Here is a 16,561-nt window from a genome sequence, read left to right on the forward strand (position 1 = left end):
GGCGAGTAGACAGTGTCTACTCGCCCTGCCGGCGTGTCAGACCACGGACAGGACGATCTTTCCCCGGGTGTGTCCGCCCTCGCCGAGCGCGTGAGCGCGGGCCGCCTCCGCCAGGGGGACCACCGCGTCGACCCGGACCCGCAGCCGGCCGCTGTCGACCAGGGAGGCGATCGCGCACAGCGCGGCCCCATCGGGCTCGACGAGCATGAACACCGCCCGCACCCCGGCCGCACGGGCCCGTTCGGAGGGGAAGGTCCCGTCCGGGGGCACGATCGAGATCAGCGTTCCGCCGGGCCGCAGAGTGCTCAGGGAGCGGGACCAGTAGGCCGGCCCGACGGCGTCGAGCACGACGTCGACGTCGCGCACGGCCTCCGCGAAGTCCTGGCGGGTGTGGTCGATGAGTTCGTCGGCACCGAGCGCGTGCAGGAAACCGTGCCCCGCCTCACGGGCGGTGCCGATCACGTACGCGCCCCGGGACTTGGCGATCTGCACGGCGAGGTGGCCGACCCCGCCGGCCGCCGCGTGGATCAGGACGCGCGTGCCCGGCCCGATGCCCGCCGTATCCACCAGGGCCTGCCAGGCGGTGAGGCCCGCCAGCGGGAGGGCCGCCGCGTGGATGTGGTCGAGCCGTTCGGGGCGGTGGGCGAAATGGCGGGCCGGGGCCGTGACGTAGTCGGCGTAGGCGCCGGCCGGATGCGGGAAGCGCGGCATGCCGAACACGGCGTCACCGGGACGGAACACGGTGACGCCGCGGCCGACCGCCTCGACGACGCCGGAGACGTCGAAGCCCAGGGTGAACGGGGGCGTGGCTCCGGTGGAGAACAAGCCCCGCGAACGGATCTGCCGGTCCGCAGGGTTGACGCCCGCGGCGTGCACACGGACCAGGATCTCCGTCGGGCCGGGACTCGGCCGCTCGGTCTCGGTGAGCCGGAGCACCTCCGGTCCGCCGGGGCGGTCCTGGGTGACGGCGCGCATCATCGGACGGGCTTCGTGGCTCATGGTGATCGCTCTCAAGAGGGATATCAGGGTGTTCGTACCCCTTCGCCGGGGTACGTTCCCAGGCTGCCGTGAGCGGGCGGGACCGGATAGCGGCCCGATGGCCAACACCTGAAAGGATCGGGTCATGCACCGCATCGGAGTCCTCGCCCTGGACGGTGTGATGCCGTTCGAACTGGGTATCGCGGCGCGCGTCTTCGGCGCGGCCCGCGACCCGGAGGGCAACGCCCTCTATTCCGTGACCACGTGCAGCCTCGACGGCCGGCCCGTGCGGACGGACGCCGACTACCGGCTCGCCGTCGGCCACGACGCGTCCGTCCTGGCCGACATGGACACAGTGGTCGTCGCGCCCTCCCGGGGCCTGGGGCCGATCCGCACCGAAGGCCGCCTCCCGGACGCCCTGCGCACAGCCCTCGCCGCCCTCCGCCCCGGCACGCGGATGGTGGCGATCTGTACCGGTGCCTACGTCCTGGCCGCCGCGGGTCTGCTCGACGGCCGTCCGGCCACCACCCACTGGCGCGAGGCCGACCGGCTGCGGCGGACCTTCACCCGGGTCCGCGTCGACCCCGACGTGCTGTTCGTCGACGACGGCGACGTGCTGACCTCGGCCGGGGTCGCCGCCGGCATCGACCTGTGCCTGCACATCGTCCGCCGCGACCACGGCAGCGCGATCGCCAACGAGGTCGCGCGCTCCTGTGTCGTTCCGCCGTGGCGCGACGGTGGGCAGGCGCAGTACATCCGCCGTCCCGTTCCCGTGCCCACGGCCGGCGGTACCGCGCCCACCCGCGCCTGGGTCCTGGAGCGGCTCGGTGAACCCCTGGCCCTGGCCGACATGGCCGCGCACGCGAAGGTCAGCGTCCGGACCTTCACCCGCCGCTTCCGGGACGAGGTCGGAGCGAGCCCCGGGCGATGGCTCGTGCAGCAGCGGATCGAGCGGGCCCGGTACCTGCTGGAGACCACGGACTGGCCGGTCGACACGGTGGCCGCCCGTGCGGGCCTGGGCACCGGGGCCTCGCTGCGTCAGCACCTGCGCACCGCCCTCGGCGTCTCTCCCCAGGCGTACCGCCGCACCTTCCGCGCGACGCGTCCGGCCCCGGAGGCCCTGCCCCGTGGTGCGGGGCATGATGGAGTGGCCGGGGAGGTAGGCCAAGTCCGATCCCGTGGCCCGGCGGAGGAGGTGCACGTGCCATGACGGAGCACGACGGCGGTCCCTCGGCGCAGAAGCTGGAGGAGGGCCGGCTGCTCAAGGAGCTGGAGGCCATCCACCGCACGCGCCACGAGACCCTGTTGCACGGGTCCGACGACGCCCTGGTCACCCATACGAAGCGGATGAACGAGCTGGAGCACGAGTACGTGCGCCGCCACCCGCAGCGGGCCCAGACCGCGGGCCGCACCCGCTCGGGAGCCCGCGCCCGCGCCACCGGCGACTAGGCCGTCTCTTTCGGATCTTGCCGGGCCCGCGACGCCCGGCACCGCACCCGGCCGCGTTGTCGGAACGCCCGAGTACGTCCAGTACACGGGCGCACCTCCGCCTTGCCGTGCACGGCACCGGACGCCGCGGGCTCGGCCGACAAGATCCGAAAGAGACGACCTAGCGGCGGCGATCAGGACCGGCGTCCGGGTCCGGTCCGGGACGGCCGGACGGTCGGGAGGCGGGGTCGAGGAGGGCGCCGAAGGCGGTCGGCAGGCACTTCCACGCCTCCGGCCCCGGCGGCGAACCCGGCCTCGGTCGGCGTGCCCGGGATGCCGGCCCAGCGCGGCGGCCGCACTGCGCATGGAGCCCGCCGCTGGCGGTGACGACGGGCAGGGTCACCGTTTGCTGCCGTATCGGCGCTGGAAGCGTTCGACCCGGCCGGCGGTGTCCAGGACGCGGGCGGTGCCGGTGTAGAAGGGGTGGCTCTGCGAGGAGATTTCGACGTCGATGACGGGGTAGGTGTTGCCGTCCTCCCATTCGACCGTCCTGTCACTGGTGGCTGTCGACCGGGTGAGGAAGGCGAAGTCGGCGGCCTTGTCGCGGAAGACGACGCGGCCGTAGGCGGGGTGGATTCCGGGCTTCACGGTGCGCTCCTTCGGGAGGTGTGGGGCGGGGTCAGCGCTCTTCGCGGTAATCGACGTGCCGGCGGACGACCGGGTCGAACTTGCGCAGCACCATGCGGTCGGGGTCGTTGCGCCGGTTCTTGCGGGTCACGTAGGTGTGGCCGGTCCCCGCGGTGGAGCGGAGCCTGACGATCGGGCGTACTTCGTTGCGTGCCATGAAGGCAGTATACGGAAATGAATCCCATTTTCAATAGAGTTCGGCAAGGGAAGCACCTTTGCCTCGGATGAGACAATCTTGTATCGTTCGAGGCGGAGGAGGCTCACTCATGGTGAACGAAAAGGAACTGCTGGACGGCGCCGCCCGCGTCCTGGCCGGCGATCACAGCGCCTCGATGGTGCAGATCGCCGCCGGCATCGGCACCAGCCGCGCCACGCTGAGCCGCCGCTACGCCACCCGCGAGGCCCTGCTCAAGGCCGTCGCCGTCCGGGCGATCGAGGTCGTCGACGGGTGCCTGGCCCCGCTCGACTTGACCCGGAGCGCCGACGCGGCCGCCTTCGACGCCGCCATCGAGGAACTGGTCATCGCCCTGATGCCCGCCGCCCACCTCTACGGCTTCACCTCGCGCGACGCCACCGTCCTCGCGGACCCGGAGTTCCGGGCCGGCGTGGACCGCCAGGACCAGCAGGCCGTCGCCTTCATCGCGCTGGGCCAGCGGCTGGGCCGGCTGCGTGCGGACCTGCCGCCGTACTGGATCTGGTACTCGCTCTGGGGCCTGCTGGACGCGGCCGCCGAGGGCGTGCGCGACGGCCACTTCGCCCCGCGCCAGATCGGCCGGCTGGTGCTGACCTCCTTCCTCAGCGGGACGCGGCCGCTCGCGCCGCCCCCCGACGGCGCTCCCGCGCCCTGAAACACCCCACCGCCGTGCGCGCCGTGCGCACCTCTGAACGGAACCTCATGCACACCCCCGCGCAGGCCCCCCACCGGTGGATCGTCCTGGCGATCCTCTCCGGCAGCCTCCTGCTCATCTCCATGGACACCACGATCCTCAACGTGGCCTTCCCCTCGCTCGTCGACGACCTCCAGCCGGGCGCCGTACAGCAGCTGTGGATCATCGACGTCTACGCGCTCGCCCTGTCCGGACTGCTGGTCACCGCCGGGGCGCTCGGTGACCGCTGGGGGCGCAAGCGGCTGCTCATGGCCGGCTTCGGCATCTTCTCGCTCGCCTCGCTCATCGCCGTGCTCTCCACCGAGGCCTGGCACGTCATAGCCGCCCGCGCCCTGCTCGGCATCGGCGGCGCGGCCATCATGCCCGCCACCGTGTCGATCCTGCGCACCGTCTTCACCGACGCCAAGGAGCGCGCCTTCGCGCTCGCCGTCTGGGCGGCCGTCTTCGGCGGCGGCATGGCCTTCGGGCCGGTCGTCGGCGGACTGCTGGTCCAGGACTACGGCTGGCACTCCGCCTTCCTCCTCAACCTCCCCGTCGCCGCCGTCATCGTCGCGGCCGGTCTGCGCTACCTGCCCGAATCGCGCTCCCCGCGCAGCGGCACGTGGGACTGGTGGGGCGTCGGCCAGTCCGTCGTCGGCATGCTCGCCCTCGCGGGCGGAATCAAGCAGCTCGGCAAGAGCGGCATCACCGACCCGCTGCCCTGGGCCCTGCTCCTGGTCGCCGCCGCCCTGCTGACCGTCTTCGTACGCCGCCAGCTGCGCCTGGACCACCCGCTGCTGCAGGTACGGCTGTTCGCCAAGCCCGCCTTCAGCGTTGCCGCCACCGCGATCTTCCTGCCCATGGTCGGCATGGGCGCGATCCTGTTCCTCGTCACCCAGTGGTTCCAGTACGGCGAGGGCTACACCCCGCTGGAGGCCGGACTGCGCCTCCTGCCCGCCCCGCTCGCGCTCATCGCCGCCTCCATGGTGGCCCCCTCGCTGATGCACCGCTTCGCCATCCGCCACGTGCTCGGCGCCGGTCTGGTCGTCCTGGCCGTCGGCATGGCACTGCCCTGGACCTTCCAGCAGTTCACCGACCTCGGCTACCCGGCCTTCGCCGCCGCCCTGACCGTGATGGGCCTGGGCGCCGGTCTCGCCACCACCGTGGCCTCGGTGACCCTGGTCTCCGCCGCGCCCGCCGCCGAGGTCTCCAGCGCCGCCGCCATCGAGGAGACCTGCTACGAACTCGGCTCGGCCATGGGCGTCGCCGTCCTCGGCTCCACCGCGGCGGCCCTGTACCGGGGCAACCTGCCCGCCCTGGAGCTGGACGGCCCGAGCGCCGCGGCCGTGCGGGGCTCCGTCGGCGAGGCCGCGCACACCGCCGAACGCATCGGCGGCGCCGTCGGCCAGGCCCTGCTGGACACCGCCTCGCACGCCTACACCCTGGCGATCACGCCGGCCTTCCTGCTGGCCGCCGTACTCGCGGTCACCGCGGCGGCCACGACCTGGACGCTCATTCCGCGGGACCTGCAGCCGACCGAGAACCACTGACGACGGGCCGCACCGCGGGCGCGGCGGGCGCCGGGCCCAGCGTGGTGGTGCCGGGCGCCGCCCGGTGCCCGAGGCCCGTGCGGTACGCGTCCATGGCCGCCTCGACCCGGCCCGTGCGCCGCAGCAGATCGCCCAGCAGCCGGCACAGGTCCGCGAGATCGCCCGACGCCCCGCTGCGCTCCAGCAGCGCCAGCGCCTGCACGTAGTGCTCCTCGGCCGCCTCCGGCTCACCGCGCTCCTCGGCCATCAGGCCGAGGAGCCGGTGCGCGCCGCCCGCGTGCACGGCGCCGTGACTGTCCCCCAGCTCCAGCAGCGCCGAGAGCAGCCCGGCGGCCTCCTCGTACCGGCCGCGCCGGCGCAGTACGTCGGCCAGCTCGACCTCCACCTGCGCCGTGTAGAGCCCGGCGCGGCGCGCCGACAGCATGTCCCGGGCGATGCGCAACTCCCGCTCGGCCGAAGCGAGGTCACCGTTCTGCGCCTGGACGTAGCCGCGCATCCAGTGGCAGTGCGCCAGATCGGTCCGCAGCCGCAGCTGCCCGTAGATCTCCTGGGCCTTCGCCAGTGAGGCGTCGGCGTCGGCCACCCGCCCACCGGCCAGGAAGGTCCGGGCCACCTGCCGGTGCATGCCCGCCACCAGCGCCGGATCGCCGACCTGCGGAGCCAGCGCGAGCGCGAGCTCGGCGGCGCGGGCGGCGCGGGCATGGGCGCCCATGTCGAGGTACGGCCCGATGATCGCGGCGTTGAGCAGCACCAGCGCCTCGGGATCGGAGAGCCCGCTCGCGCCCAGCTCGTCGATGGTGGATTCGAGCAGGTAGCAGGCGTAGCGCAGTTCACCCGCGAGCAGGTGGGCGACGGCCCGGCCGCGGATCGGACGGGCCCGGCGGGGGAGCGGTTCGTCCGCGAGGAGGCGCTCGGCCGCCTCGAAGTGACCGATCGCGTCGGGCAGTTCGCCGGACTCCAGGGCGCAGTCGCCGAGTCCGAGCCGGGCCTCCGCCTGTTCGGGGACCAGTCCGAGGTCCTCGGCCTCGCCCAGCAGCCGCCGGTAGCGGGCGGCGGCCTCGTCGGCCGCGCCCGTGGCGAGCGTCTGCTGGGCGTCGGTGAGGGCGAGCCGCAGTTCGGTGGCCAGGTGGGCGGGGCGGCCGGTGGCGAGCTCCTCGTACGAGGTGCCCAGGCGGGCGGCGAGGAAGCGCAGCGCGGTCTCGGAGGGGCGGACCTTGCCCGACTCCAGCGTGGAGATATAGGCCGAGGTGTAGGAGGGCTCTGCCAACTGGCGCTGAGTCAGCCCGAGTTCACCGCGCATGCGCTGCACCCTGCGGCCGATCCGGGCCGGTTCGTCCATGAATTCCCCCTGGTCGCTGGAACTTCCCAGTATTCAGCGGGAGCAGGCATTGCGCACCTCCCGTGCGCCACCTAGTTTAAGCAGCCGATTCAACCTGCTTAACAGACCATTTAACTTCCGTTCCCGGGGGAGTACTTCATGGATCCAGTCAGAGGTTCGGGCAGCCGTCCCGGCAGGCGACCGGCCGTGCGCTCGGCGTTGCGCGCGGCCGCCGCGACGATCTGCGCGGCCGCCGCGCTGGTGGCCGCCGGACCGGCCGGCCCCGCCGGCGCGGCCCCCGCCCCGGCAGGGCCGCGGGTCGAGGTCGAGATACCCGGGCCGGAGCACGGTGGTGACGCCGGATCGGGCCACACCCGCGTACCGGCCACGGGCAGCCCCGCCAAGGCCTCGGGCCGGCTGTCCCCGGCCGAGCGGTCGGCCGACGGCCAGGTCACCAAGACGATCGACAACGGCTCCACCGCCGACCGCCTCGACGTCGTGGTCATCGGTGACGGGTACACCGCCGCCGAACTGGACCGGTTCCACACCGACGCCCGGCAGAAGTGGGCGGAGGTGACCGCAGTCGAGCCCTACACCACGTACCGGAACCTCTTCAACGTCTGGACGGTCGACGCCGTCTCGCACGACTCCGGAGTCTCCGGCGACCCCGACCCGGCCACCGTCCGCGACACCGCCCTCGGCTCGTACTTCTGGTGCGAGAACATCGAGCGGCTGCTCTGCGTGGACCAGGCCAAGGTGGACGCCTACGTGGCGAAGGCGCCCGCCGCAGACCTCGTCATCGTCCTGGCCAACAGCGCCAAGTACGGCGGAGCGGGCTACAACGAGCCCAGCGCCACCCTCGGCTACGAGGGGATATCGACGGCCTCCGCGGGCCACCCGAAGTCCGGCCAGGTCGCCATCCACGAGACCGGCCACTCCCTCGGCAAGCTCGCCGACGAGTACTTCTACCCGGGTGTCCCGGACTACGAGAAGTACACCGGCCCCGAGCCCGGCGAATCCAACAGCTCGGCCCTGCCCGCCGACCGCATGGCCGCGCAGCGGGCCAAGTGGTACCGCTGGCTCGGCGAGGAATCACCCGACGGGGGCACGATCGGCGCGTACGAGGGCGGCAACTACTTCGTGACCGGGCTCTACCGGCCCACCGACAACTCCCTGATGCGGGTCCTGGGCAAGCCCTTCAACCTGCCCGGCGTCGAGTCGATGATCGCCGGCTTCTACCAGCACGCGCGGATCGCCACCCCGCTCACCCCGACCGACCGCACCCTGCGGCTGCGCCACACGGCGAAGGCCTCCGTACCGAAGCTGTCCGGGGCGGACGGCCGGCAGCTCGTGGTCCGCTGGTACCTCGACGGCCGGGAGCTGAAGCGCTTCGAGGGCCGCACCGAGGTGCCGGTGGCACAGCTGTGGCTCTTCGACCTGCGCACCCACCGGCTGACGGTCACGGCCGAGGACCGCACCCCGTCGGTGCGCGATCCCAAGGTCGTGCGCACCCTGCGCTCCTCGGTCGACTGGAACGTCCGGCTCTGAAGGTCACCGGGCCGGGACTCACAGGTCCGCGACGGCGAGGACCGCCTCCATGACCTCGTGGGGGAGACGGGGCGAGCCGGCGGCCGCCCGGGCCGCGCGTACGTCCGTGTCCCCGAGCAGGAGGAGAAGGGCCGGGACGGGTGCGTTCGCGTGGGCGGCCGCCTCGCGGCGGACCCGGGCGTCCTCGTCCAGGGCGAGGCGTTCGACGAGTCCGGCGGGCAGCCCGGGATCCCGTAGGGCCAGGGCCCGCATCCTGGGATCGGGATCGGTCGCGAACCGGCGCATGGTCTCGGGAGGGAAGACTGCGTTGTCGGCCGGGCGGCCGGGTCGCTTGCGGTCCTCCCTGTGCCGGCGTTCGAGGCGTTCGGCGGTGTCCGGGGCGAGGACGGACACCGCGGTAGCCATCGTCGTACGGACGCTGCTCTCGGGGTCGTCGAACAGTCGCGCGACCGCCGTCGGTGGCAGGGCGTCGCCGGCCGCCGCGGCCGAGCGGCGGAACACCTCGTACGGCGAGTCGACGTGGGCGGCGGGATCCTCCCGCACCCACGGGGCGATCCGGATGCTCAGATCCATCATCGCCATGGAGCAGAAGAAGTCCTGTTCGTCCGCGCCGAGAAGGTCGGCCCTGGCGCGCCTCGAGCCGGCGAGCAGGCCGGCGTGGATCACCGCGCGCAGCTCCTCGGGGGTGTCCCGGCGCAGGAGGACCTTGGCGCGGACCAGCGGGTCCTCGTCGCGCCCCAGCCGTTCGACCAGAGCAGTGGGGAGACCTGGATGCTCCGCCAGGGCGCCGCGCACCTCGGGATCCTCGTCGGCCGCCAGCTGTCGCGCCGTGCCCGGGTCGAGGTCGAGGTGGGCCACCACACCCGCCCGGGTGACGGGATCGGCGAGCAGTCCCGGGTGGAGGTCGGCGGGCGGTACGGGGTGGGGCGGCCGGCGGAAGTAGGTCGCGCAGGCGGCCGCGCGAACCGTGGCGTCGGGGTCGGTCAGCAGGGTGCGGCGGACGTCCTCCGGGGCGTCGGTCCACCACTGCGCGAGCTCGGCGCGGACCGTGGGATCCGGATCGGTGGCCAACCGGGCGCGCAGATCGGACGGGGACCGCCCGTTGGCCGCCGCGGCCTTGCGCACCTGCACGGACGGGTCGGCGGCGAACGCCTCGGCCAGGTCCCTCGGGAGGGGCGCGTCGCGGCTGGCGAGGGCCGATCGGACGCCGGGGTCACCGCTGCGCACCAGCTTGCGCTTGACGACGGGCGGAAGGTCCGGGTTGCAGGCGAGCGCATGGCTCGCCGTGCGGTCACCGAGTTCGCCGATCTCCTCGGCCAGGCGCTCCGTCAGATCGCTCCGCCACCTCGCCGCCTCGTCGCGGGCCCCGCGGTGGTGGAGCAGCCGCCGCAGCAGAGGAACCGGCAGCCGGGTGTTCCGGGCCAACGCCTCCAGAACCTCAGGGAGGTGGACCGGGACCGGAAGGTGCGGCGGGGTCTGCATAGCCGATCATCCTATGGTCCCGGCCGTTCGGTGCTCAGAGCGGCTGCTGTTCGACCACGCTCGTGCCACTGCCCTCCTGGGACTCCCAGGTCCACGTCTCCTCCAGGCGCAGGCGCCCGTCGGGAAGCTCCGTCAGGAGCGAGGTGCAGTGCCCGGACGCGGTGGTGCCGTCGAGGCGGAGCTGGACGTACCGGAAGTCGATGGTGCGGCCGGCCCGGGTGCCGACGAGGTAGCCCATGGCCACGTCACCACCCCGGTATTCGGCCCATATCCGGTCGTCCTGCTCGTGGTACTCGAACCGGGTCTGACGGCCGACCTGGCCGGGGGACTGGTCGGCCACGGGGGCGAAGACGAGGCCGTCGAGCGAGCGCGCCACGGGTGACTCCTCAAGGAAGGCGATCCGGGGCAGCAGCCTAGGTCCATGATCCCCACGGGCCAAGCCGGTATCGCCGTCGGCCGGTGTCCGCGGCGAGGGGGATCGCGGCGGGCACCGGCCGGTGGGGGTGCGTGGAAGAGGCGTGCGGGCTACATGGGGTCCATGCCCCGGTCGTCCATGCGGCCCTCCTGCTCGCTCTGCTCCTGGAGGCGGCGGGCCTTCTCCTTCAGCCGGCGGCGCTCCTCCGGGTCGGTGGACCGCTCGGCCGCGTCGTTGAGCTCCTTGGCCTTGGCGCGCATCTGCTGGGACCGGCCGCGGGACTCACCTGAAACGCTCATGATCGCTCCTCGGATCTGTGGGGGAGAGCGGGCGGATTCAGCGAACCAGTCCTGCCGTGCGCCCGCATCTCGAAGCGTCACCGAGTGTGAGCCGCCCCCCCCCGCAGGCGGACGACGGACGGGGACGGTCAGTCCGTGTCCGACCCGAGGGCGGTCGTGAGGGTGAACAGGGCCCCGTCCGGGTCGCGGAGCGTCACCCACCGCTCCGTGGCGTTGGAGATGATGTCCGAGACGGCCCGCCCGCCCAGCGAGACGGCGGCCTCCATCGCCGGACGGAGCTTCGGCACCCGGAAGTGCACGTGCCAGCGCGGCCGGGTGTGCGGGGAGTAGGAGGCGATCTCCACGGGGCCGCTGTTCAGGCGGGCGACCGGTTCGCCGTCCTGCCGCAGCACGACCTGGTCCTCCTCGTACGAGACCTCGCAGCAGCCGGCGCGGCCGGTGGCCCACTCCAGCACCGCGCCGTAGAACATCGCCGCGTCCAGCGCGTTCCTGGTGCGCAGTTCCAGCCAGGCGGGTGACGGGCCCCTGCCGACGCGCCAGTCCGCCTCCACATTGCCCTCCCAGATCCCGAAGACGGCACCGTCCGGGTCGGCGACGAGCGCGGCGCGGCCGGCGTTCGCGAAGGAGACCGGGCCGACCGCGATCGTGCCGGTCCGCTCCCGGATCCGGTCCACCGCCACATCGGCGTCGTCGACGGCGAAGTACGGGGTCCAGGCCGCGGCGACCCCCAGGTCCGCGGCCAGCGCCCCGATGCCCGCCACCGGCACCCGGCCCTGGAACGCCACCGAGAACGCCTCGCCGAGGCGGGCCGGGCGGAACCTCCAGCCCACGACCGCACCGTAGAAATGCTGGGCCGTGCCGAGGTCGCGCGTCATCAGGCTCACCCAGCACGGGGCCCCGAAGACTTCCTTCGTCGAAATCTCCACCGTTCGCTCCGTCTCTGGTCAGCCACCACTGCCTCTCCCATTTTGCTGCTTATCCGGACGATCTTCGCGATCCACGGCGGTGAATGTCCACAGAAGGTGTCCGAGAATCACGCTCCGTGGCGATCCTCTCCGGTGGCGTGCGGCGATAGCCTCGGTCCCGGACGCGCCCGCAGCCCCGGAAGGCAGGTCTCCCATGGCCGCATCCCAGATTCCCGTGATCGACCTCGGGCCATGGCGGTCCGGCGGGCCCGGGGCCCGCGCCCGTACGGCCGCCCGCGTCGACGGGGCCCTGCGCGAGGCGGGCTTCCTGCTGGTGGCCGGGCACGGCGTGGACCCGGAGCTCCCCGCACGGATCCGGGAGGCGGCGGGCCGGTTCTTCCGGCTGCCCGCGAGCGCCAAGGCCCCGTACGCCGTCCCGGTCGGCGGCCGCGGCTGGCTCGGGCCCGGCGCGGAGGCCAACAGCTACGCGGAGGGGGCGGCCTCGCCGCCCGACCTCAAGGAGTCCTGGTCCTTCGCGGCCGAGGACCCCACCGGGATCCCCTCGGTGGACGCCGAATGGTTCGCGCCCAACGCATGGCCCGCCGAAGTGCCGGAGCTCCGTCCGCTGGTGACGGAGTACCTGCGCCTGATGCGGTCCCTCTCCGACGAACTGCTGGAGCTCCTCGCCGTCGCACTGGGCCTCGCCGAGGACCATTTCACCCGCCACACCTCACACCCCACCTGGGGGTTCAACCTCAACTGGTACCCGGGCACCGAGGTCGTCGGCCCGCCGCTGCCCGGCCAGTTCCGGATCGGGGCCCACACGGACTTCGGCACCGTCACCGTCCTCGACCGGCAGCTGGGCGCGGGCGGGCTCCAGATCCACACCGACGCCGACGGCTGGCAGGACGCGCCCTACGACCCCGCGGCCCTCACCGTCAACATCGGCGACCTGATGGCCCGCTGGACCGGCGACCGCTGGCGCGCGGGCCGCCACCGCGTACTGCCCCCGCCCGCCCACACCCCGGCCGAGGAACTGATCTCCCTCGTCTACTTCTACGAGTGCGACCCCCACACCCGGGTGGAGTCGCTGCCCGCGCCGGTCGGCCGGATCGTGCACGACCCCGTCGACTCGCACACCTACCTGAGGGGCAAGCTCGACGCCATCAGCGTGACTACGACCCAGGAGTGACCCGGCCGCCCTCGCCTCCCTCCGGGGTCCGACGGCGGATCCACCTCAGAGGCTGACGATCCACCAGAACCGGGCCCATAGCGTGAAGTTCATGAAGATCCGCAGAACAGCCTCCGCCCTGGCCCTGGCCGCGATCCTCCTGCCCCTCCCGCTCGCCACCGCCGGCACCTCGGTCGCCGCGGACAGCCCGGTCGCCGCCGGGCCGCCGTCGGCCGCCGACCGCCGCACGACGGTGGAACTCCCGCGCCCCACCGGCCGTTTCGCCGTCGGCCGGGAGGACCTGCACCTGGTGGACCGCAGCCGCACCGACCCCTGGGCCGGCTCCGGGCCCCGCGAACTGATGGTCACCATGCGCTACCCGGCACGCCACGACAGCGGCCGGGCCACCCGCTACCTCACCCCCGAGGAGGCCCGGCTGCTGCTGGTCCACCGCGGACTGGAACGGGTGATCCCGGTCGAGACGCTGACCGGCACACGGACCCATGGGCGCACGGACGCCCGGCCCGCCGCCGGCCGGTACCCGCTGATCGTCCTCTCCCCGGGGTTCACCGCCCACCGGGCCACCCTCACCGCGCTCGCCGAGGACCTCGCCTCCCGCGGCTACGTCGTCGCCTCCGTGGACCACGCCTACGAGAGCGTGGGGACCGCCTTCCCCGGCGGGCGCGTGCTCACCTGCCTGGCCTGCGAGAAGGTCCAGGACGATGCCGGATACCGCACGCTCGGCGCCACCCGCGCCCGTGACGTGACCTTCCTCCTGGACCGCCTCGCCGGCCGCAACCCCGTCTGGCGCCACGCGGGACTGATGGACAAGGGCCGCATCGCGATGGCCGGCCACTCCATCGGCGGTTCCTCGACCGCCGCCGCGATGGCGGCCGACGCCAGGATCCGGGCCGGGATCAACATGGACGGCGGCTTCTCCACACCGGTCCCCGCGGCCGGACTCGGCGGACGCCCCTTCATGCTGCTCGGCGCGCAGCAGCGCGGCCCCGGCGGCAACGTCAGCTGGGACCGCGACTGGCCGCTGCTCGACGGCTGGAAGCGCTGGATCACCTTCGCGGGCTCCGGCCACTTCACCTTCACCGACTTCCCGGCGATCGGCGAACAGCTGGGCCTGCCCGACGCGGAAGCCCCGCTGCCCGGCGGCCGCTCCGTCGAACTGACCCGGCGCTACGTCGGCGCCTTCTTCGACCAGCACCTGGGAGGCCGCCCGCAGCCCGTGCTGGACGGCCCGTCCCCGGACGCTCCGGAGGTCGCCTTCCACACCCCCTGACCCGGGAGCGCGGGGCAGCGGGGCAGCGGGGCAGCAGGGCCGCGCCGTGGCCCGCCGGGGCCACGGCACCGGCCGGCGCACCCCGCCGTCCTGCCGCGACGGCCGATTACCGCTGGTCGGCGGAGATTCGGCAGGATGAGGGCATGACCGAGATCCGTACCCCCCGACTCCTCCTCCGCCGCTGGACCGACGACGACCTCGTCCCCCTTTCGGAGATCAACGCCGACCCCGAGGTGATGCGCTGGATCGGCGACGGCGAGACCCTCGGCCTCGACGAGACGGCCGAGGAGATCGAGCGCTGGGAGGAAGAGTGGGACGACGAGGGCTTCGGGCTCTTCGCGGTCGAGCTCCTCGCCTCCGGCGAGCTCATCGGTGCCGTGGGCCTCTCCGTCCTGGAGGACCTGCCGGACGCCCGGGCGGACGTGCAGATCAGCTGGCGGCTCGGCCGCCAGTACTGGGGCCAGGGCTATGCCTCCGAGGCCGCCCACGCCACCTTGGAGTTCGCGCTCCAGGACCGCGGCCTGGACCGCGTCGTCGCGGTCAACCGGCTGAGCGACACCGATTCCGAGAACGTGATCCGCAAGCTGGGCATGGCCACGGAACGCGACACCACCGACCCCCGGTACGGGACCTCGGTGCGGGTCCACGGCATCGACCTCACCGAGTACGAGGCCTGATCCCCGCCCCCTGCTCCACCCCCTGATCCGCGCGGCCGCATCGGCCGATCGGCCGACCCCGGGCTCCTCCGGACCGCCCGCCCCCTCCGTCCACCGGGCGGACCCGCCGGGGGCTGCGGCACGGCGAGCATGGACCGGGGGAGCGGGAGGACGTACCCGGCCCTCCCCGCCCCGGAGCCGAGAGGGACACCATGAACGCGTACGACCGACTCCTGCTCGACGGGGCCCGCCGCGGCGACGCGGCGGCGGTGGGCGCGGCGCTCGCCGCGGGCGCCGCCGTGGAGGCCCGCGACGAGGAGCTGCGCACACCGCTGCTGCTCGCCGCGCTCGGCGACCACGTGGCCGTGGCCGAACTGCTGGTCGCCGCCGGAGCCGACCCGAACGCCCCGGACTCCCGGGAGGACAGCCCCTGGCTGGTCACCGGCGTCACCGGCAGCGTGCGGATGATGCGTCTGCTGCTGCCCGCCGGGCCGGACCTGCGCCGGCGCAACCGCTTCGGCGGGACCTCCCTCATCCCGGCCGCCGAGCGCGGACACACCGCGTACGTGCGCGCCGTGCTCGACGCCACGGACGTCGACGTCGACCACGTCAACCGCCTCGGCTGGACCGCCCTGCTGGAGGCGGTGATCCTCGGCGACGGCGGCCCGCGCCACGAGGAGGTCGTCGCGGCCCTGCTCGCCGCGGGCGCCGATCCGCTGCTGCCCGACCACGAGGGGGTGACCCCGTACGAGCACGCCGTCCGCCGGGGCTTCGCCGGCCTGGCGCGGACCCTGAAGGCCGCTGCCGCGGTGGCGCGATCCGGGACCGGCCGGTGAACCGCCGTCCGCCGACCCGCTCCAGCGGCGCCCTCGCGGCGCTCGCCGCGGCCCTGCTGCTCGCCTCCTGCTCACCGGACACGGCGTCCGCGCCGCCGGCCCCGGCGCCCTCCGCCGCCTCCCCGCTGCCCGCCACCGCCCCCACCCCGCACGGGCTGCTGCTGACCGCCGACTTCGGGGCCGACACCGTGACCTTCGTCGACCCGGACCGCGGCGCGGTCGCCTCGGTCAGGGTGGGCAGGGCCCCGTACGGACTGGCCGTGGGCCCGGACGGCCGGGCGTGGGTCGCCACCGCCGAGGGCGTGGCCGTCGTCGACACGCACACCCGCGCACGGCTGGCCCTGGTCCCGCACCGCACCGCCACCGGCCCGGTCACCGACGGCGAGTACCGCGGCGGCGGCATGGGCATCGCGCTCTCGCCCGACGGCGCGCACGCCTATGTCGGGGTCAACGTGCCCGGCACCACCGGGGTCCTGGAAGTCCTCGACACCGCGAGGAGCGAGGTCACCGCCGTCGTACCGGTGGGCCGGCGCCCCTTCGACGTGGACGTGTCACCGGACGGCGCCGAGGTCTACGTCACCGGCCACGACTCCTTCGACGTCACCGCCGTCGCCACCGGCACGCTGCGCCCCCGCCGGATCCAGGTCGCCCCCTACGGCACCGAGGGCGGGCTCGGCTCCTGGCTCAAGCCGCACTACACCGTCGTACGCCCCTCCGACGGGAAACTGCTGCTCCCCTTCGAGGGCGAGCGGCTCGCCGTGGTCGACCCGCGGACCGGGCGGACCGCGATCGAACCGATGACCGCCGACACCCACCAGCACGGCGCCGCCGGCACGGCCGACGGCCGGCTCCTGGTGGTCGGTACGGGCGCCGTGCTGCCGGGCGACGGCCGGGGCCCCTCACTGACGGTCCGTTCCCCGGACGGAGCCGAGCGGGTGTACCCGCTCCGGGGACCGCACGAGGACGTGGCCGTCTCCCGCGACGGCCGGACCGCCTACGTCACGGGCGGCTACACCCGGGACGGCTACTGGAACGGCATCACGGTCGTCGACCTCGACACCGGAGCCACCCGCCGACTCGGCGCGGGCGCCCGGCCCCTGGGCATCGCCGTCCTCTGAGCCGTCGCCCGGG

General features: G+C 73.9%; 18 protein-coding genes. 10 read left to right on the forward strand and 8 right to left on the reverse strand.

The window, feature by feature from the left end; all coding sequences use genetic code 11:
• Window positions 1–36: 36 nt before the first annotated feature.
• The gene (locus ACXNSR_RS37615) at window positions 37–999 is read right to left on the reverse strand and encodes an NADP-dependent oxidoreductase (protein ID WP_458639826.1); all 963 of its coding nucleotides are present in this window, start codon (window positions 997–999) and stop codon (window positions 37–39) included.
• 124 nt (window positions 1,000–1,123) lie between these two features.
• On the opposite strand from ACXNSR_RS37615, the gene ACXNSR_RS37620 reads away from it, so the two are divergent.
• Together ACXNSR_RS37620 and ACXNSR_RS37625 are read left to right on the forward strand one after the other, a co-directional pair.
• Entirely contained in the window at window positions 1,124–2,188 is a 1,065-nt protein-coding gene (locus ACXNSR_RS37620) for a GlxA family transcriptional regulator (RefSeq protein ID WP_458639827.1), read from the forward strand.
• On the forward strand, window positions 2,185–2,427 hold the full coding sequence (locus tag ACXNSR_RS37625) for a DUF6158 family protein (RefSeq protein WP_458639828.1): 243 nt from the start codon (window positions 2,185–2,187) through the stop codon (window positions 2,425–2,427). Before ACXNSR_RS37620 ends, ACXNSR_RS37625 begins: the two co-directional genes overlap by 4 nt.
• 378 nt (window positions 2,428–2,805) lie before the next feature.
• On the opposite strand, the gene ACXNSR_RS37630 is transcribed toward ACXNSR_RS37625, so the two are convergent.
• Together ACXNSR_RS37630 and rpmG are read right to left on the reverse strand one after the other, a co-directional pair.
• On the reverse strand, window positions 2,806–3,054 hold the full coding sequence (locus ACXNSR_RS37630) for a type B 50S ribosomal protein L31 (protein ID WP_458639829.1): 249 nt from the start codon (window positions 3,052–3,054) through the stop codon (window positions 2,806–2,808).
• Window positions 3,055–3,085: 31 nt separating this feature from the next.
• On the reverse strand, window positions 3,086–3,250 hold the full coding sequence (gene rpmG / locus ACXNSR_RS37635) for a 50S ribosomal protein L33 (protein WP_458639830.1): 165 nt from the start codon (window positions 3,248–3,250) through the stop codon (window positions 3,086–3,088).
• A gap of 109 nt (window positions 3,251–3,359) precedes the next feature.
• Here rpmG and ACXNSR_RS37640 point away from each other — a divergent pair, with 109 nt between their 5' ends.
• On the forward strand, window positions 3,360–3,941 hold the full coding sequence (locus ACXNSR_RS37640) for a TetR/AcrR family transcriptional regulator (protein WP_458639831.1): 582 nt from the start codon (window positions 3,360–3,362) through the stop codon (window positions 3,939–3,941).
• 47 nt (window positions 3,942–3,988) lie between these two features.
• Complete coding sequence (locus ACXNSR_RS37645; protein ID WP_458639832.1) at window positions 3,989–5,509, forward strand: MFS transporter; 1,521 nt, start codon at window positions 3,989–3,991, stop codon at window positions 5,507–5,509.
• On the opposite strand, the gene ACXNSR_RS37650 is transcribed toward ACXNSR_RS37645, so the two are convergent.
• Window positions 5,472–6,848: a helix-turn-helix domain-containing protein gene (locus tag ACXNSR_RS37650; protein WP_458639833.1), complete on the reverse strand. Its 1,377-nt coding sequence runs from the start codon at window positions 6,846–6,848 to the stop codon at window positions 5,472–5,474. The genes ACXNSR_RS37645 and ACXNSR_RS37650 overlap by 38 nt on opposite strands.
• A gap of 138 nt (window positions 6,849–6,986) precedes the next feature.
• Here ACXNSR_RS37650 and ACXNSR_RS37655 point away from each other — a divergent pair, with 138 nt between their 5' ends.
• Window positions 6,987–8,375 carry a M64 family metallopeptidase gene (locus ACXNSR_RS37655; RefSeq protein ID WP_458639834.1) on the forward strand — a complete coding sequence of 463 codons (1,389 nt, stop codon included), beginning with the start codon at window positions 6,987–6,989 and terminating at the stop codon, window positions 8,373–8,375.
• Window positions 8,376–8,393: 18 nt separating this feature from the next.
• Here the strand turns inward: ACXNSR_RS37655 and ACXNSR_RS37660 are convergent, their stop codons facing one another.
• The 4 genes from ACXNSR_RS37660 to ACXNSR_RS37675 all read right to left on the reverse strand — a co-directional run bounded on the left by ACXNSR_RS37660 (window position 8,394) and on the right by ACXNSR_RS37675 (window position 11,446).
• The gene (locus ACXNSR_RS37660; protein ID WP_458639835.1) at window positions 8,394–9,857 is read right to left on the reverse strand and encodes a hypothetical protein; all 1,464 of its coding nucleotides are present in this window, start codon (window positions 9,855–9,857) and stop codon (window positions 8,394–8,396) included.
• A gap of 34 nt (window positions 9,858–9,891) precedes the next feature.
• Window positions 9,892–10,233 carry a hypothetical protein gene (locus tag ACXNSR_RS37665; protein WP_458639836.1) on the reverse strand — a complete coding sequence of 114 codons (342 nt, stop codon included), beginning with the start codon at window positions 10,231–10,233 and terminating at the stop codon, window positions 9,892–9,894.
• 149 nt (window positions 10,234–10,382) lie between these two features.
• The gene (locus ACXNSR_RS37670) at window positions 10,383–10,571 is read right to left on the reverse strand and encodes a DUF6381 family protein (RefSeq protein WP_030718106.1); all 189 of its coding nucleotides are present in this window, start codon (window positions 10,569–10,571) and stop codon (window positions 10,383–10,385) included.
• 128 nt (window positions 10,572–10,699) lie between these two features.
• Window positions 10,700–11,446 carry a VOC family protein gene (locus ACXNSR_RS37675; RefSeq protein WP_458643495.1) on the reverse strand — a complete coding sequence of 249 codons (747 nt, stop codon included), beginning with the start codon at window positions 11,444–11,446 and terminating at the stop codon, window positions 10,700–10,702.
• Between the two features lie 244 nt (window positions 11,447–11,690).
• Between ACXNSR_RS37675 and ACXNSR_RS37680 the strand changes: the two genes are divergently transcribed.
• The 5 genes from ACXNSR_RS37680 (at window position 11,691) to ACXNSR_RS37700 (ending at window position 16,548) form a co-directional block, all read left to right on the forward strand.
• Window positions 11,691–12,668 (forward strand): isopenicillin N synthase family dioxygenase, encoded by a 978-nt coding sequence (locus ACXNSR_RS37680; protein WP_458639837.1) that lies wholly within the window; start codon window positions 11,691–11,693, stop codon window positions 12,666–12,668.
• Between the two features lie 91 nt (window positions 12,669–12,759).
• A complete protein-coding gene (locus ACXNSR_RS37685) occupies window positions 12,760–13,938 on the forward strand; it encodes an alpha/beta hydrolase family protein (protein WP_458639838.1) in 1,179 nt (392 codons plus the stop codon).
• A gap of 143 nt (window positions 13,939–14,081) precedes the next feature.
• The gene (locus ACXNSR_RS37690; RefSeq protein WP_458639839.1) at window positions 14,082–14,615 is read left to right on the forward strand and encodes a GNAT family N-acetyltransferase; all 534 of its coding nucleotides are present in this window, start codon (window positions 14,082–14,084) and stop codon (window positions 14,613–14,615) included.
• Between the two features lie 191 nt (window positions 14,616–14,806).
• A complete protein-coding gene (locus ACXNSR_RS37695; RefSeq protein WP_458639840.1) occupies window positions 14,807–15,430 on the forward strand; it encodes an ankyrin repeat domain-containing protein in 624 nt (207 codons plus the stop codon).
• Entirely contained in the window at window positions 15,427–16,548 is a 1,122-nt protein-coding gene (locus tag ACXNSR_RS37700) for a YncE family protein (RefSeq protein ID WP_458639841.1), read from the forward strand. Before ACXNSR_RS37695 ends, ACXNSR_RS37700 begins: the two co-directional genes overlap by 4 nt.
• Window positions 16,549–16,561: the final 13 nt, after the last annotated feature.

The sequence above is a fragment of the Streptomyces sp. NC-S4 genome, assembly GCF_054353315.1.

Excerpts from the sequence above, each read along its gene's own strand:
- ACXNSR_RS37685 (WP_458639838.1), top strand. The coding sequence starts at position 12,760 with ATGAAGATCCGCAGAACAGCCTCCGCCCTGGCCCTGGCCGCGATCCTC.
- rpmG (WP_458639830.1), bottom strand. The coding sequence starts at position 3,250 with ATGGCACGCAACGAAGTACGCCCGATCGTCAGGCTCCGCTCCACCGCG.
- ACXNSR_RS37650 (WP_458639833.1), bottom strand. The coding sequence starts at position 6,848 with ATGGACGAACCGGCCCGGATCGGCCGCAGGGTGCAGCGCATGCGCGGT.
- ACXNSR_RS37645 (WP_458639832.1), top strand. The coding sequence starts at position 3,989 with ATGCACACCCCCGCGCAGGCCCCCCACCGGTGGATCGTCCTGGCGATC.
- ACXNSR_RS37620 (WP_458639827.1), top strand. The coding sequence starts at position 1,124 with ATGCACCGCATCGGAGTCCTCGCCCTGGACGGTGTGATGCCGTTCGAA.
- ACXNSR_RS37670 (WP_030718106.1), bottom strand. The coding sequence starts at position 10,571 with ATGAGCGTTTCAGGTGAGTCCCGCGGCCGGTCCCAGCAGATGCGCGCC.
- ACXNSR_RS37625 (WP_458639828.1), top strand. The coding sequence starts at position 2,185 with ATGACGGAGCACGACGGCGGTCCCTCGGCGCAGAAGCTGGAGGAGGGC.
- ACXNSR_RS37655 (WP_458639834.1), top strand. The coding sequence starts at position 6,987 with ATGGATCCAGTCAGAGGTTCGGGCAGCCGTCCCGGCAGGCGACCGGCC.
- ACXNSR_RS37680 (WP_458639837.1), top strand. The coding sequence starts at position 11,691 with ATGGCCGCATCCCAGATTCCCGTGATCGACCTCGGGCCATGGCGGTCC.
- ACXNSR_RS37615 (WP_458639826.1), bottom strand. The coding sequence starts at position 999 with ATGAGCCACGAAGCCCGTCCGATGATGCGCGCCGTCACCCAGGACCGC.
- ACXNSR_RS37690 (WP_458639839.1), top strand. The coding sequence starts at position 14,082 with ATGACCGAGATCCGTACCCCCCGACTCCTCCTCCGCCGCTGGACCGAC.
- ACXNSR_RS37660 (WP_458639835.1), bottom strand. The coding sequence starts at position 9,857 with ATGCAGACCCCGCCGCACCTTCCGGTCCCGGTCCACCTCCCTGAGGTT.
- ACXNSR_RS37675 (WP_458643495.1), bottom strand. The coding sequence starts at position 11,446 with ATGACGCGCGACCTCGGCACGGCCCAGCATTTCTACGGTGCGGTCGTG.
- ACXNSR_RS37695 (WP_458639840.1), top strand. The coding sequence starts at position 14,807 with ATGAACGCGTACGACCGACTCCTGCTCGACGGGGCCCGCCGCGGCGAC.
- ACXNSR_RS37640 (WP_458639831.1), top strand. The coding sequence starts at position 3,360 with ATGGTGAACGAAAAGGAACTGCTGGACGGCGCCGCCCGCGTCCTGGCC.